The 14,743-nt window shown below is 57.1% G+C and carries 14 protein-coding genes; 5 read left to right on the top strand and 9 right to left on the bottom strand.

Annotation, left to right across the window (positions count from 1 at the left end):
* Positions 1–55 precede the first annotated feature (55 nt).
* Complete coding sequence (arcA, locus tag ACDO57_RS15045) at positions 56–772, top strand: two-component system response regulator ArcA (RefSeq protein WP_003856501.1); 717 nt, start codon at positions 56–58, stop codon at positions 770–772.
* 45 nt (positions 773–817) lie between these two features.
* Here the strand turns inward: arcA and creD are convergent, their stop codons facing one another.
* The 4 genes from creD to creA are packed head-to-tail and all read right to left on the bottom strand — an operon-like array spanning position 818 to position 4,825.
* Positions 818–2,170: a cell envelope integrity protein CreD gene (gene creD / locus ACDO57_RS15040; RefSeq protein WP_370884206.1), complete on the bottom strand. Its 1,353-nt coding sequence runs from the start codon at positions 2,168–2,170 to the stop codon at positions 818–820.
* 56 nt (positions 2,171–2,226) lie between these two features.
* A complete protein-coding gene (creC, locus tag ACDO57_RS15035) occupies positions 2,227–3,651 on the bottom strand; it encodes a two-component system sensor histidine kinase CreC (protein WP_248165962.1) in 1,425 nt (474 codons plus the stop codon).
* Complete coding sequence (creB, locus tag ACDO57_RS15030; RefSeq protein WP_024907408.1) at positions 3,651–4,340, bottom strand: two-component system response regulator CreB; 690 nt, start codon at positions 4,338–4,340, stop codon at positions 3,651–3,653. The genes creC and creB overlap by 1 nt, the downstream gene beginning before the upstream one ends.
* A 14-nt stretch (positions 4,341–4,354) precedes the next feature.
* On the bottom strand, positions 4,355–4,825 hold the full coding sequence (creA, locus tag ACDO57_RS15025) for a protein CreA (RefSeq protein WP_024907407.1): 471 nt from the start codon (positions 4,823–4,825) through the stop codon (positions 4,355–4,357).
* Positions 4,826–5,036: 211 nt separating this feature from the next.
* On the opposite strand from creA, the gene robA reads away from it, so the two are divergent.
* Positions 5,037–5,906, top strand: a complete 870-nt coding sequence (gene robA, locus ACDO57_RS15020; RefSeq protein ID WP_024907406.1) for an MDR efflux pump AcrAB transcriptional activator RobA — start codon at positions 5,037–5,039, stop codon at positions 5,904–5,906.
* Here the strand turns inward: robA and gpmB are convergent.
* The gene (gpmB, locus tag ACDO57_RS15015) at positions 5,903–6,550 is read right to left on the bottom strand and encodes a 2,3-diphosphoglycerate-dependent phosphoglycerate mutase GpmB (protein ID WP_048989680.1); all 648 of its coding nucleotides are present in this window, start codon (positions 6,548–6,550) and stop codon (positions 5,903–5,905) included. The genes robA and gpmB overlap by 4 nt on opposite strands.
* Positions 6,551–6,600: 50 nt before the next feature.
* On the opposite strand from gpmB, the gene yjjX reads away from it, so the two are divergent.
* The gene (yjjX, locus tag ACDO57_RS15010; RefSeq protein WP_023334447.1) at positions 6,601–7,116 is read left to right on the top strand and encodes an inosine/xanthosine triphosphatase; all 516 of its coding nucleotides are present in this window, start codon (positions 6,601–6,603) and stop codon (positions 7,114–7,116) included.
* Here the strand turns inward: yjjX and trpR are convergent.
* Positions 7,107–7,436, bottom strand: coding sequence for a trp operon repressor (gene trpR, locus ACDO57_RS15005; RefSeq protein WP_024907404.1), 330 nt, complete (start codon positions 7,434–7,436; stop codon positions 7,107–7,109). The genes yjjX and trpR overlap by 10 nt on opposite strands.
* A gap of 55 nt (positions 7,437–7,491) precedes the next feature.
* Positions 7,492–9,429, bottom strand: coding sequence for a murein transglycosylase (gene sltY / locus ACDO57_RS15000; protein WP_208763499.1), 1,938 nt, complete (start codon positions 9,427–9,429; stop codon positions 7,492–7,494).
* Positions 9,430–9,656: 227 nt separating this feature from the next.
* Here sltY and ettA point away from each other — a divergent pair, with 227 nt between their 5' ends.
* Complete coding sequence (gene ettA, locus ACDO57_RS14995) at positions 9,657–11,324, top strand: energy-dependent translational throttle protein EttA (RefSeq protein WP_032649883.1); 1,668 nt, start codon at positions 9,657–9,659, stop codon at positions 11,322–11,324.
* A gap of 91 nt (positions 11,325–11,415) precedes the next feature.
* Here ettA and ACDO57_RS14990 read toward each other — a convergent pair whose 3' ends face one another.
* Complete coding sequence (locus tag ACDO57_RS14990; protein ID WP_024907402.1) at positions 11,416–12,315, bottom strand: LysR family transcriptional regulator; 900 nt, start codon at positions 12,313–12,315, stop codon at positions 11,416–11,418.
* A 108-nt stretch (positions 12,316–12,423) separates the two neighbouring features.
* Between ACDO57_RS14990 and ACDO57_RS14985 the strand changes: the two genes are divergently transcribed.
* Complete coding sequence (locus tag ACDO57_RS14985) at positions 12,424–13,425, top strand: zinc-binding alcohol dehydrogenase family protein (RefSeq protein ID WP_370884205.1); 1,002 nt, start codon at positions 12,424–12,426, stop codon at positions 13,423–13,425.
* A gap of 54 nt (positions 13,426–13,479) precedes the next feature.
* On the opposite strand, the gene nadR is transcribed toward ACDO57_RS14985, so the two are convergent.
* Entirely contained in the window at positions 13,480–14,712 is a 1,233-nt protein-coding gene (gene nadR / locus ACDO57_RS14980; RefSeq protein WP_024907400.1) for a multifunctional transcriptional regulator/nicotinamide-nucleotide adenylyltransferase/ribosylnicotinamide kinase NadR, read from the bottom strand.
* Between the last annotated feature and the right edge of the window lie 31 nt (positions 14,713–14,743).

The raw sequence follows: 14,743 nt of genomic DNA, 5'->3' as shown, positions 1-14,743 counted from the left end.
GTCAGGGACTTTTGTACTTCCTGTTTCGATTTAGTTGGCAATTTAGGTAGCAAACATGCAGACCCCGCACATTCTTATCGTTGAAGACGAGTTGGTAACACGCAACACGTTAAAGAGCATTTTCGAAGCAGAAGGCTACGATGTCTTTGAAGCGACCGATGGCGCAGAGATGCATCAGATCCTTTCTGAAAATGATATCAACCTGGTGATCATGGATATTAACCTGCCGGGCAAAAACGGTCTTCTTCTGGCGCGCGAACTGCGCGAGCAGGCGAACGTCGCGTTAATGTTCCTGACGGGCCGTGATAACGAAGTTGATAAAATTCTTGGCCTGGAAATCGGTGCGGATGACTACATCACCAAGCCGTTCAATCCTCGCGAGTTAACCATTCGTGCACGCAACCTGCTGTCCCGCACCATGAACCTGGGTACGGTCAGCGAAGAGCGTCGTAGCGTCGATAGCTACAAATTCAACGGCTGGGAACTTGATATCAATAGCCGTTCACTGATTAGCCCGAACGGTGAGCAGTATAAACTGCCGCGCAGTGAATTCCGCGCGATGCTGCACTTCTGCGAAAACCCGGGCAAAATTCAGTCCCGTGCAGAGCTGCTGAAGAAAATGACCGGCCGTGAGCTGAAACCGCACGACCGTACCGTAGACGTGACCATCCGTCGTATTCGTAAGCACTTCGAATCTACGCCAGATACGCCGGAAATCATCGCCACGATCCACGGCGAAGGGTACCGTTTCTGCGGTGACCTGCAGGAATAATCCCGCAGTTAACGCATTAAAAAACGGCGCATTTGCGCCGTTTTTTTATTTCCAGATCCGCATCGTGTCGTTATCAGGCTCTGCGGGTGGCTCAGGTCGCTTCGGCTGAGAGAGCGAGTACCAGTCGAAATGTCGGGTCAGGTACATCACGGCAAACAGCGCCAGCGCGAGAACCGCTGACCCCAACAGCAGCGCGCTGTCCTCCGAGCGCAGCAGGAACCACATCACGACATCCAGCCCGAGCAGTGCCAGCACAAACAGCCCGCTGCGTTTCCAGCTTTTCAGCACGGCCTGCAGGTACATTCCGTTCATCGCTGCGCCCACCAGACTTGCAACAACCCAGGCTGGCGTAAACCCGACGTGTTCAGACAGCGCCAGCAGCACCAGATAGAACAGGACCAGCGACAGCCCCACCAGCAGATACTGCATCGGGTGAAGGCGTAATCCGGTTAAGGTTTCGAAGACAAAGAAGGCCATAAACGTCAGCGCAATCAGCAAAATAGCGTACTTAATCGCACGGTCAGTCAGCTGATACTGATCGGCGGGCGTGGCTACCGTGACGCTAAAGGCCGGGAGCGCCTCCCACTCCGGCGACTCCTTGTCGTAGAACCAGCTCTCAAGGTTATTTGCAAACCAGCTGCTCTGCCAGTTCGCCTGGAAACCAGACTCGCCAATCTGATGCTTAACAGGGAGATAATCGCCCATAAAACCCGGATGCGGCCAGTTGCTGGTGAGCATCATTTCGCTATTACGCCCTACCGGTACCACCGCAAAACTGCCGGTTCCCGCCAGACTGAGGGACATCTCAAGCGCAAACGTTTTGGCTTCCAGCGCTTTGTCGGTCAGCGGGATGTGGATCCCCGCAAGCGCCCCGTAGACGCCTGAACCGGGTTCCACGCTTAGCGTCTCACCATTGATTTTAGAGATACTGACCGTGCCAATGCCCCGCGCGTCGCCAACGCCCGTCACGATAAACGGCTGCCCTGTCGCGATCGTTTCCCCTTTCAGCTGCTTCAGCTCGTCGGTATTAAACTGCGCTTTGATCTTCAGGTCAGTGTTCCAGATTTGCCCGTCGTAGATGCCAATACTTCGGGACTCCACGCGCTGGTTACCTTCCACAACCAGAGATTCCGGCAGAATGAAGTGCATATAGCTTTTCTTGTACTCGACCTTCTTCTCGTCCTCTATCTTGTAAAAAATCTCCGTCATCGGAATCGCAATCATCGGACCGACCAGCTTTTGCGGTCCGCTGGTACTCTGGCGAAGCGTATTTTCGACATCGTTGCGGTAGCTCTCCCGCTCTGATATCAGGTTACTGACCATAAAAAGCGGGACTAACAGCAGCAGAATGCACCCCAGCAGGGTGCTGACTTTCCAGAACAGGGGGGATTTCATCATTACGTCTCCTTTGTGATGAGGAGAGCGTAACCAGGCTGTGTGGGGTCAGTTTGAAGTTATGTGAAGGGACGGTGAAGTGTCAGCGTGGCCATCACACCGCCTTCATCACGATTACGCAATGTAATCTCTCCCTGATGCAGACGCGCCACTTCCTGTACAAACGCCAGACCGAGCCCGCTGCTCTTCAACCCGTTCTCGCGCGGCAGGGAATAAAAGCGCTCAAAAATACGCTCCAGCGCGTAATCCGGGATCCCGCTTCCGCTGTCGGTGACGAAAAGCTGTATCTGCCCGTGCTCCTCCCGGGCCGCCAGTTCAATGGCACCGCCCTGCGGCGTAAAATCGATAGCGTTATCCAGCAAATTGCCGAGCGCCTGTTCGAGCAGGTCGGGATCGCCTTCAACATGAAGCGAAGCGGGCTGGAGGGTCAGCGCAATCTCTTTTGCCGCCAGCACCGCCGAGCGCGCATCGGCAAGCCGCGTAAACAGCAGATCGACGCGGACGGTCTGAGGCGTAATCTCGACCCGATTTTCAAGCCGCGCCTGAGTGAGCAGTTTTTCAACCAGCGACTGCATACGCGCGTTTTGCACCAGAATATTATCGATAAACCGCGCGGCCACCTGCGGCGGTGGCTGCTCGGAGAGAATTTCTGCCGCGCCGCGTATGGCGGCGATGGGGCTTTTCAGCTCGTGGGTCAGCGCATGGACATAGCGTTCAATGTAGTTTTTCCCTTCAAGGCGAATGCGCATATTCTCCAGCGCCTGGGCCAGCTTGTGCAGTTCGCTGCTGCCAGGATTAGGCAGCGGGAGAGGCGTATCCGTGGTCACCGAGTCGGCATAGCGCGATAACGTACCGATAGATCGATTGATCCACCATGCCACGACGAGGCCAATCAGCAGGGCAATGCCGAGCAGCGCCCCGCCAGCCCACAGTATCCGTCGCTCGCTGCGGTGAATCACAGGAGCCATCGCGCTGTTCGGTTTCCCCACCGACAGCACGCCGATAATCTTGCCCTGATCCACAACCGGCGCGGCAACATACATCACCGTGCTCTCCGGATCGTCGGGATGGCTCTGGGTACTGCGCGCGCCGTATTCGCCGCGAAGCGTCAGCCAGACATCGTTCCAGCGCGAGTAATCTTGCCCCACGGCCAGACCGGCGGAATCAAACACGACTCGGCCCTGCGCATCGGTCATGTAGACGTGATACTCGTTACGCACTTTATGGATCCCGCCGATATTGGCGCGGAAAGGGCGCTGATGAAGCTGGGAAAAGGCCTGTGCCAGCTTGCCCTGCTGCGCATGACCCGAAAGCAAATCATCACGTCCGATTTCGGCCAACAGGGTCGCGGTATCGATTAACGTGCCCTCGGTTGCCCTACGCACCCCGGGCTTTACTTCCTGAACAAAGATCGACAGCACAAACCACGCGGCGATGGCCACGATCAGGAAGTATCCCAGCAATAGCCGCATCCCAATGCGCATCAGTAAAGGCCCAGACTGTAGCCCATACCGCGATGGGTGCTGATGGGTGACAGTTCTTCGTTCACCGCCCGCAGCTTGGCGCGCAGGGTTTTGATGTGGGTGTCCACGGTACGATCGAAGCTGTCGCCGTCTTCACCCCATACCTTGTCCATGAGCTGCTGACGCGAAAAGACCCGCCCGGGCGCCTGTAACAAGGTTTTGAGCAGCAAGAATTCGTAGCGGGTCAGGGGCAGTGCTTCCCCGCACCAGCTGATTCGCGCGGCAGGTTCGTTCAGTTCAAACTGCCCGATACGTAACGTTTCTGATGGTGCGGCGGATTTTTGCATGCGCCGTAAAATCGTCCGCACCCGAGCGCAGACTTCACGAGGGGAGAAAGGTTTCGCAACGTAGTCATCAGCGCCCATTTCCAGGCCAAGCAGCTTGTCTACCTCATCACTGCGCGCCGTCAGAAACAGCACGGGCAGTGAGGGATGCTGCGCCAGCAGCTGGCGACAAAGCTCAAATCCACTGATGTCCGGCAGCCCGACGTCCAGAATGGCAAGCGCCGGAACCTGCCGCCGCGCCTCCTCCAGCACGGGTAAGCCGCGTTCAAACGCCTTTACCGCGAATCCTTCCTGCTGAAGCATGTAGATCAGCGTATCGGCGATACTAGTTTCGTCTTCAACCAGCCAGACCACAGGTTGTTGCATGATTCATCCCTGAATTACTGCCAAGGCATAATTGGCACCGCGCTGATCGCGTTTTTCGGTGAGCCTTCCACCACTTTATCGGAATAGGCGAGGTAAGCCAGCGTGTTGCGTTTGGCATCATAAAAACGCACCACCTGCAGCTTTTTAAACACCAGCGAGGTCCGTTTCTGGAATACCACGTCGCCCTGCGCTTTGCCGTTTTTAATTTTATCGCTTAGCTCAACCGGCCCCACCTGCTGACACGAAATCGCCGCATCGGAGGTGTCTTCCGCCAGTCCCAGCCCGCCTTTGATACCGCCCGTTTTCGCGCGGCTGACGTAGCAGGTGACGTTTTTCACGTCCGGATCGTCAAACGCCTCCACCACGATTTTGTGGTCCGGGCCAAACATTTTGAACACGGTATCGACGGAGCCAATCTGCTCAGCCTGCGCCGCGCGCCCGACCATCAGCATCAACGCGGTGAAGATCAAAGTCTTGTATTTCATATTGTTACCATTCTTTAAAATTACATTGAGCAATTATTCAACACTTTAGATAAAAATGTAGCAAGATCACAGGATTAGAATATATCTGCCTGTAATGTGCTCTAAAAAGCATGAATGCGCAAAAAAAACACTGAATGCTAAAACATCAAAAAATGCTATTATCCGCTAACCTGTTATCAGGCACCTGCTGTTTTAAGGATGAGGATAGTATATGGATCAGGCTGGAATTATTCGCGACCTGCTCACCTGGCTGGAAGGTCATCTCGACCAGCCTTTGTCACTGGATAATGTGGCGGCTAAAGCAGGCTATTCCAAGTGGCATCTGCAAAGGATGTTCAAGGATGTCACCGGTCATGCTATCGGGGCCTATATTCGCGCGCGTCGTTTATCAAAATCTGCTGTGGCACTGCGCCTGACGGCGCGGCCGATTCTGGATATTGCCCTGCAATATCGCTTCGATTCGCAGCAGACCTTCACCCGCGCCTTTAAAAAACAGTTCTCGTTGACGCCAGCGCTTTATCGTCGCTCGCCTGACTGGAGCTCGTTTGGCATGCGTCCGCCGCTGCGTCTGGGCGAATTCGCGATGCCGAAATATGAAATTATTACCCTGCCGGAAACCCATCTGATCGGCACAACGCAGAGCTACTCCTGTTCACTGGAGCAGATTTCCGAGTTCCGTCATCAGATGCGCGTCCAGTTCTGGCGCGACTTCCTGAGCCACGCGCCGGCGATCCCGCCGATTCTGTATGGTCTCAACGAAACGCACCCGAGCCAGGAAAAAGACGACGAGCAGGAGGTGTTCTACACCACCGCGCTGACGCCGGATATGGCCAATGGCTACATTCAGGGTTCGAAGCCTGTCGTGCTGGAAGGCGGCGAATACGTGATGTTCGCCTATGAAGGGCTGGGAACGGGAGTTCAGGAGTTCATCCTGACCGTTTACGGAACCTGCATGCCGATGCTGAATCTGAATCGCCGTAAAGGTCAGGACATTGAGCGCTACTACCCGGCGCAGGATGCCAAACCGGAAGAAGGCCCAATCAATCTGCGTATGGAATTCTTGATTCCGATACGCCGTTAACGCTGCAGTTCGTCAAGCGCAGGGGCATCAAGATGCGAAATGTCCCCTGCCATCTCCACTACCCAACCTGACGCCAGCCACGCGCTTTCCTGATAATCAATCCGGGAAATGGAGCAGTTGCGCAGACGCAAACGGCGCTCGGCGTAAGCCGGTAACCCCAGAATGGTGCTCACCAGGCAACCCAACGCAATCCCGTGACTCACCAGCAGCGGACGGCTTCCTGCCGGGAGCTTCAGGCATTCCGCCAGTGCGGCATGCATACGTACGCTGAGCTCCTGCATGGATTCGCCCTCAGGAATACGGCCATCTTCGGTACCGTTCACCAGCGTGCGGCGCCAGCCCTCTTCCTTTTCCGTCAGCGTATCGATATGGCGTTTTTCCAGCACACCCATATCCAGCTCGCGCAGGCGCGGCTCAAGCATGACGTCACAGCCGCAGGCGTCCGCGATGATGCGCGCCGTCTGCTGTGTGCGACCTAAATCGCTGGTAATCACGTGGGTTATGCCCAGCGTTCTGGCGCGTTCCGCCACCTGCCACGCTTGCTGCACACCCTTCTCAGTGAGAGGACTGTCTGACTGGCCTTGAATACGTCGCTCGGCGTTCCACTGCGTTTCACCGTGGCGAACAAGGTATACCTGTAACATGCTTTTTTTCCGTTATACTGCGATGAGTTTTTTTTGAATCGAGCTTAATTATGCACCATGTTGTCTCTGCTACCACTAATCCTGCCAAAATTCAGGCAATTCTAAGGGCATTTGACGAGATCTTCGGCGCAGGATCCTGCCATATTGAGGCCATCGGCGTCGAGAGTGGCGTGCCTGAACAGCCGTTTGGCAGCGAGGAAACGCGCGCTGGCGCACGAAATCGCGTGGCAAACGCTAAGGCCGCGGCACCGAATGCAGACTTTTGGGTAGCGATTGAAGCCGGTATCGACGAAGGCGCAACTTTTAGCTGGGTGGTGATCGAAAGCCGTGAACAGCGCGGTGAAGCGCGTTCGGCCACCCTGCCGCTGCCGGAGATCATTCTGGAAAAAGTCCGTGCGGGTGAAGCGCTCGGGCCGGTGATGTCGCAGTACACCGGCATCGATGAGATTGGTCGTAAAGAAGGGGCGATTGGCGTCTTCACCGCAGGCGCGCTGACGCGTTCAGGCGTTTACCACCAGGCGGTGATCCTGGCGTTAAGCCCGTTCCATAACGCGATTTATCGCTGATCGCTTAATAAGACTGACTCGAGCCACTGGCGCAGCTCAACCGGCGCCGACTTCAGGCTGTTCGAGCCGCGGGTGATCGTTGCAATGCCCGCGCCGAGCTCATTCTTCAGCTCGCGCTGGCTCATCTCGCCGCGCAGCAGCTCTTCAATGATCCGCACGCGCGTGCCCAGCGCCTCACGCTCGTCCGGCGTGAGCATCAGCTGCATCAGGGGTAAATGCAGATCCTGTTCGTAAGACTGGCGAAGCAGCTCCACAAAACGAAGCCACTCCTGATGACGTTGTTCGGCCATTGCCGAGGAATACGGGGAATGCTGGGTCATGTTATGCTGCCTCTTGTACTCATTAGCGAGTACAGCATAACACAACCCACGCCGATCAGTAACGTCTCTGCCACTCGGCATCGCTCATCAGGGTATCTTTCTGCCCCATGAAGTAGCGATAGTAGGCGTCATAGGCCAGCACGTTCTTCACGTAGCCGCGCGTTTCTGAGAACGGGATGCTCTCGACAAACGCCACGGCGTCGATGCGCCCGGCGCTGTTGCCGAGCCAGGTGCGCACGCGTCCAGGCCCCGCGTTATACGCCGCCGACGAGAAGATGCGGTTATTGCCGAACTGCTGGTACACATACTGCAGGTAGCTGGTACCGATGTTGATGTTGGTATCCGGATCGAGAAGCTGTGACGGGCTGCTGTACCCAGGGATATTAAACATCTTCACCGTGTGCGTCGCCGTGCCCGGCATAATCTGCATCAGGCCGCTGGCACCCACCGGGGAACGGACTTTCGGGTTCCATGCGCTCTCCTGACGGGCAATCGCCATCGCGTAGCTTTGCGGGATATCTTTGCCGCTGGTATAGCGATCGAAGAGATCTTTGTACGCCAGCGGGAAACGCTCTTCCAGATGATCCCAGAGCTTGCCGGCGATCGTCGCCTGCACGCTGAGATCCCACCAGTGATTATCAAACGCATAGCGGGCAAGCTGGGCTTTTTCGTCGGTGGTGCGGCTGGTCACCAGATTCGCCCACTCGCTGCGCGCGGTGTTATCCATATTCCAGTACATCAGCTCGCGAACGCGCGCCATTTCTGGCCCCTGCGTCAGCGCCGGGTTCGCGTTAGCGGGCGCTTTATCAATGCGGAAGGTATACTCCTCGCCCAGGCGCTGCGCGGCCGCCATCGGGTAGAACCCGCGCTGCTGCATCAGCGTATGGAGGATATCTTTTGCTTCATCATCACGACCGCGCTCCAACAGCAGATCGGCCTGCCAGTAGCGCCATTCGTCTTTCTCTTTAGCCTCCATTGGCAACCGCGCTAGCCAGGTATTCAGCCCACGGCGATCGCCCGTGCCCAGCGCCATGCGCACGCGGCGTTCTACCAGCGACGTGGAGTTCGAACGCATAATGGCATCGTCACGCCAGCGCGCCTGTTCATCGGTCACATCGGTGCCCATCAGTCGCCACGCCACGATGTCGCGCAGCTCCTGGGTTTGCTCCTCATTAAGCTGCTGCGCCTGCACCAGCTGCGGGATCATCAGCCGCGCGTTTTCCACGTCGTCACGCGCCACGCTGGCAAAGGCCACCGCTGCCATCTGGCGGGTAAAATCGGTCGCGCCCGTAGTGCGGGCAAAGGTCAGCACGCTGTTCGGATCGTTCGCCAGCGAGATAACCGCGGTGGAGATCGTCTGGTAATCGGACGGCATCTGCCCCGCCAGCGTGGTCACCAGACGCGTGTTACCGGCTTTCATCGCCAGACGGATGCGCTCAAGGTAGGACAGCGGATCCTGCTTGCCGGAAGCGCGCCATGCGCCAAACAGGGAATCACAGGCGTTCGGCTGGTTTTTCCCGGTCAGCCAGAGCTCTTTCGCCCCGGCCCAGGCCTCTTCCTGCTGGCCGGTCGCCCATTTCGCGTAGTAGTAGTTACACTGGGCTTCGGTGGCGTTCGGCTTTTCAGGACTAAACGCCAGCAGTCCACGCCAGTCTTCGCGACGCGCCAGCTCATTCACAAAACGAGACTGGAGATTTCGGGCTGGCGGCAGGGTCGGGTTCGCCTGAATGAAGTTATTCACGGTGACGGTAGGCTGGTTCATCAGATCGTCAGTAATCTGGCGATACTCCAGATACGGATACAGCGGATAATCCTTTAGCGTCGGCATCAGCGCCTGCACGGTATCCATCTGCTTGTTGTCCCACGCCTGTTTAATCTGGGCGTAGCGGTTACGTTGTTCATCCAGTGAATCGGCATGCACCGCCTGGCTTACCGCCATTACGCATACGCTGGCAGCCAGCAGACGCCAGACCACCCGTTTGGCTTTTTCCACAAGCTCTTCCTCATTGTTTTTTCGTCAATTGCAGCGTCTTGCCACGTCAAAGTCTAATTAACTTATGCTAACCAGGCATCCTTCAACGCGCCACGTCATGGACACTTTTTTACCTTTCTTGCGCGTTTTAACACTCCCGACGTTCCTGGCTGGGATTAGGCCGTGAAAAAGGCTACACTTCGAGGCTGAAATTCCTTCTCATTACGATAAAAGAGGCGAAGTCCAACGTGGCTCAATTCGTTTATACCATGCATCGTGTCGGCAAAGTTGTCCCGCCGAAACGTCATATTCTTAAAAATATCTCGCTGAGCTTCTTCCCGGGCGCAAAAATCGGTGTTCTGGGTCTCAACGGTGCCGGTAAGTCCACCCTGCTGCGCATCATGGCCGGCATTGATACAGACATCGAAGGTGAAGCCCGTCCGCAGCCTGGCATCAAGATCGGCTACCTGCCGCAGGAACCTCAGCTGAATCCGGAACACACCGTGCGTGAGTCCGTTGAAGAAGCGGTTTCCGAAGTGGTTAACGCCCTGAAAGGTCTGGATGAAGTGTATGCCAAATACGCCGAGCCGGATGCAGACTTCGACAAGCTGGCCGCGCAGCAGGGCAAGTATGAAGAGATTATCCAGGCGCACGACGGTCACAACCTGAACGTGCAGCTGGAGCGCGCGGCTGATGCCCTGCGTCTGCCGGACTGGGATGCGAAAATCGCGAACCTCTCCGGTGGTGAACGCCGCCGCGTGGCGCTGTGCCGCCTGCTGCTGGAAAAACCAGACATGCTGCTGCTCGACGAACCGACCAACCACCTGGATGCGGAATCCGTGGCGTGGCTGGAGCGCTTCCTGCACGACTTCGAAGGCACCGTTGTGGCGATCACCCACGACCGTTACTTCCTCGATAACGTCGCCGGCTGGATCCTGGAGCTGGACCGCGGCGAAGGTATTCCGTGGGAAGGCAACTACTCCTCCTGGCTGGAGCAGAAAGATCAGCGTCTGGCGCAGGAAGCGTCTCAGGAAGCGGCCCGTCGTAAGTCTATCGAGAAAGAGCTGGAGTGGGTGCGTCAGGGCGCGAAAGGCCGTCAGTCTAAGGGCAAAGCCCGTCTGGCACGCTTCGAAGAGCTGAACAACACCGAATACCAGAAACGTAACGAAACCAACGAACTGTTTATTCCACCTGGAGCACGTCTGGGGGATAAAGTGGTTGAAGTCAGCAACCTGCGTAAGTCTTACGGCGACCGCCTGCTGATCGACGACCTGACCTTCTCCGTACCGAAAGGCGCTATCGTCGGCATCATCGGTCCGAACGGCGCGGGTAAATCAACCCTGTTCCGCATGATGTCCGGTCAGGAACAGCCTGATAGCGGCTCAATCACCCTGGGTGAAACCGTGAAGCTGGCCTCCGTTGACCAGTTCCGTGACGCGATGGATAACAGCAAAACCGTGTGGGAAGAAGTCTCCGGCGGTCTGGATATCATGCGTATCGGCAACACCGAGATGCCAAGCCGCGCCTACGTTGGTCGCTTTAACTTTAAAGGCACCGATCAGGGCAAACGCGTAGGCGAGCTGTCCGGCGGTGAGCGCGGTCGTCTGCACCTGGCGAAGCTGCTGCAGGTGGGCGGTAACGTTCTGCTGCTCGATGAACCAACCAACGACCTGGATATCGAAACCCTGCGCGCGCTGGAAAACGCCCTGCTGGAGTTCCCGGGCTGCGCGATGGTTATCTCGCACGACCGCTGGTTCCTGGACCGTATCGCGACCCACATCCTGGACTACCAGGACGAAGGTAAAGTGGAGTTCTTCGAAGGTAACTTCACCGAATACGAAGAGTACAAGAAACGCACGCTGGGCGCCGACGCGCTGGAGCCGAAGCGTATTAAGTACAAGCGTATTGCGAAATAAAAGCAAAACGGCAACTTCGGTTGCCGTTTTTTATGTTTGTACCCTCTCCCCGTGGGAGAGGGCCAGGGTGAGGGCATCAGGCCGCACAAAATCACCCACCCACGTAATACCGCTTCACCTCATCAAACTGCATTGCAAAGTCGATATAGCTCATCAGCGCGGGTGAGTTGAGCTTACGGCTCGGATAGGCCAGCCACAGGTCGTTTCCTTCAACGTTCCACTCCGGCAGTACCTGCACCAGCGCCCCTTTCTCGACCTTATCTTCCAGCAAAAAAGCCGGAAGGAGCGTAATCCCCGCACCGGCAATCGCACATTCGCGGGCGTATACCAGGTTATCGGTCATGTGCGCGTTATCCGGCAGGTAGCGGTAATCCTCGCTCTCGCTTCGCAGAAGCCACTCTGACCACGCCCGATGCGTAATGCTGCGGTGCTCCACAAGCTGACGGGGATGCGTCAGCGGCGCCCGGCGCGCCAGATAGTCCGGCGAAGCCAGCATGTAGCGCGGGCAGTGCCCGATCATGCGGCCAATCAGGGAGGAGTCCTGCGGCTTGCCGGTACGCAGCGCCACGTCAAACCCGGCCTCGACCAGGTCCACCACGTCATCAGAGATCGACACGTCCAGCGAAACCTCAGGATAGCGAAGCTGGAACTCGGCATTCATATGCGCCAGCAGCGTCGCCCCTATCCCCGCCGGGCAGGTGATGCGCAGCCGCCCGCTCGGGTTTTCGCGCAGGCGCTGAATGGCGTACTCCGCCCGCTCGCTGGCCGCCAGCATTTCGCGGCAGTGCACCAGATAGTGCTCGCCCGCAAACGTGAGGCTGATCCTGCGCGTGGTGCGGTTGAGCAGGCGGATACCCACCTGCTGCTCCAGCTGGCTAATACGCTGGCTGACGCTGGATTTCGGCAGTTCCGCCTTCTGCGCTGCCGCGGTAAAGCTGCCCATCTCCGCCACCAGCGCGAACAGCGCCATATCCTGCAGCTGCTTAAACATGATTGTTCATCCTGTACGAACGCTGAGTTCTTGATTGTCCATCTTATCATGCAGCTGGCCACTTAATAGACTAGCCTCAACAAAACGCATGCCATTGAGGAGCACACCATGTCAGTTAAAGCCATTGCCGTGAACCCGGAAAATCCGTCCACCTTCATTGAAATCACCCCACCGATGCCGCAGCCCGGCGAGCACGATCTGCTGGTGGAGGTGAAGGCCGTCTCCGTTAACCCGGTCGATACCAAAGTCCACGCGGGCATTGCCAGGAACGGGCTGAACACGCCGCGCATTCTCGGGTGGGATGCCAGCGGGATCGTCAAAGCCGTTGGGACGGGCGTGACCGGATTCAAGCCGGGAGATGAAGTGTGGTACGCGGGCGACATCACCCGTCCGGGCAGCAACACCACACACCAGCTGATCGATGCGCGCATTGTCGGGCACAAGCCTGCCAGCCTCGGCTGGGCGGCTGCCGCTGCGCTACCGTTGACCGCACTCACCGCGTGGGAAGGCCTGTTTGAACGGCTGAACATTCAGGATGCCGGTGCGGACAAGACCCTGCTGATCATCGGCGGTGCGGGCGGGGTGGGATCGCTGGCGATCCCATTCGCGAAGCACAACAGCAAGGTGAAAATCATCGCAACCGCGTCCCGCGAAGATTCCGCTCAGTGGTGCCGCGATCGCGGTGCAGATGTGGTGGTAAACTACCGCGATCTGAAAGGCGAACTGGCGAAACACGGGCTGACCTTTGTGGATTACATTTTCATCCTCAACGATACCGACGGGCACTGGGATGCGGTCAGCGAACTGATTGCGCCTCAGGGGCATATCTGTTCTATCGTCGAGAATGAACGTCCGCTGAACCAGGACAAGCTGAAGTCGAAATCCGCCGCGCTGCACTGGGAATTTATGTACACCCGCAGCATGTACCAGACCGCTGATATGGCGCGTCAGGGTGAGATCCTCAATGAGGTGGCGAAGCTGGTGGATAACGGCGTGGTGGAAAGCTCGCTAAGTGAAACGCTGCACGGGCTGAGCGTGGAAAGCATTACCGAGGCGCACCGTAAGGTGCTGGACGGGCATATGCGCGGGAAAGTGGTGGTTGAGTATTGAGTGGCCTGATGCCCTCACCCCGGCCCTCTCCCACAGGGAGAGGGAGGTTAACGCTTACCCCTGCTCTCCCATCATCTCCTTCACCAGCTCGACGCAGCGCAGGAAACGGGAGTCGTAGTCCGACTCTTCCACGTGCACAAACTCAACGTTGTTTTCGTTGAGCATCTCCACCAACATGGACTGGAACTCCCGCCGGTCCACGGAGCTGCCGAGGCTGCGCATGCCGTCAGCGACCCACGGGGTGTTGTTTTCCAGCAGGATCACCAGGTCAAAGCGGTATTCGTCAATCAGCGCCTGCACGAACGGGTGCTCGCGCCCTTCGTATTTTTTACAGAACGCCTGGGTGGTGACAAAATCGGTATCGATAAACGCTACCTTGTTGGCATATTTCACTGCGAAATCAATGTACTGGGCATGACCGAGCGCGATTTTGTCGTAGTCGGAATACTGCAGCGCCATCTCATCGCCGCCCAGATGGGAAAAGACATAGTCGCGCCCGTACTCCCACGCGCTGGTGGTATTGAAGATGTTCGCCAGCTTGTTGACCAGCGTTGATTTCCCGCTCGACTCGCCGCCCAGAATAGCTACCGTGCGCACAAAGAACGGCTTCACCTCGGTCGGGATGTAATCCCAGTAGCGGAACGGGTTTTCGCGGATCTGCGCTCCGCTGATGTTCATGAAGGTGCGCTTCGGATCGATCAGTACCGTCTCGATGCCCAAATGCTCGCGGAACTGCGGCGCATCGGACTCTTCAGAGGTGTAGATCCAGTTAGGCGCAATGCCCTTCTCTTCCATAAACGCTTTGATGCCGTTGCTCCACACGTCCCAGCCGTGCGGGTACGGCTCCATACCCTCTTCGTTAAAGGCATGAATACGAATGTTTTTCTGGTACTTGAAGGTCTGAAGCAGCCAGCGCAGGCGGTCCGGCACGGTCGGCTGCTGCGACATGGCGCTCTCTTCAAACAGCTGACGGTCGCGGGTTTCGTCATAGCCCATGATGATGTGCAGCTCGTCCACCTGACTACAGGCGCGCTGGATCAGATAGATATGCCCGGTATGCAGCGGGTAAAATTTGCCGAACACCACGCCGATGTTCTTTTGCATACGCGGGAATTCCAGCCCCAGAAAGCGGTGTAGCGCTTCGAGCTTCTGCGCGCTGGGGCTTTTGATTTTGGCGTTCAGCAGTTGGCTCAGGTAGCCTTTGGTCATGCCGCTGGCGTCTGCCACCTGCTGCAGCGTGCAGCCCTTCTGGCGGATAGCGGTCTTGATGTAGTCAAATGATGACATAAATTACGGTGCCTCCTGCAAAATCGAATAC

It is taken from the genome of Enterobacter cloacae complex sp. 2015409 (genome assembly GCF_041365315.1).
Taxonomy (GTDB): domain Bacteria; phylum Pseudomonadota; class Gammaproteobacteria; order Enterobacterales; family Enterobacteriaceae; genus Enterobacter; species Enterobacter pseudoroggenkampii.
The sequence above is the reverse complement of the archived record's forward strand: the minus strand, read 5'-3'. Positions and strand labels throughout refer to the sequence as shown.

Coding starts and splice junctions, on each gene's coding strand:
- nadR (WP_024907400.1), bottom strand. CDS start 14,712: ATGTCATCATTTGACTACATCAAGACCGCTATCCGCCAGAAGGGCTGC.
- creB (WP_024907408.1), bottom strand. CDS start 4,340: ATGCAACAACCTGTGGTCTGGCTGGTTGAAGACGAAACTAGTATCGCC.
- robA (WP_024907406.1), top strand. CDS start 5,037: ATGGATCAGGCTGGAATTATTCGCGACCTGCTCACCTGGCTGGAAGGT.
- trpR (WP_024907404.1), bottom strand. CDS start 7,436: ATGACCCAGCATTCCCCGTATTCCTCGGCAATGGCCGAACAACGTCAT.
- ACDO57_RS14990 (WP_024907402.1), bottom strand. CDS start 12,315: ATGTTTAAGCAGCTGCAGGATATGGCGCTGTTCGCGCTGGTGGCGGAG.
- arcA (WP_003856501.1), top strand. CDS start 56: ATGCAGACCCCGCACATTCTTATCGTTGAAGACGAGTTGGTAACACGC.
- creD (WP_370884206.1), bottom strand. CDS start 2,170: ATGATGAAATCCCCCCTGTTCTGGAAAGTCAGCACCCTGCTGGGGTGC.
- creC (WP_248165962.1), bottom strand. CDS start 3,651: ATGCGCATTGGGATGCGGCTATTGCTGGGATACTTCCTGATCGTGGCC.
- creA (WP_024907407.1), bottom strand. CDS start 4,825: ATGAAATACAAGACTTTGATCTTCACCGCGTTGATGCTGATGGTCGGG.
- ACDO57_RS14985 (WP_370884205.1), top strand. CDS start 12,424: ATGTCAGTTAAAGCCATTGCCGTGAACCCGGAAAATCCGTCCACCTTC.
- gpmB (WP_048989680.1), bottom strand. CDS start 6,550: ATGTTACAGGTATACCTTGTTCGCCACGGTGAAACGCAGTGGAACGCC.
- yjjX (WP_023334447.1), top strand. CDS start 6,601: ATGCACCATGTTGTCTCTGCTACCACTAATCCTGCCAAAATTCAGGCA.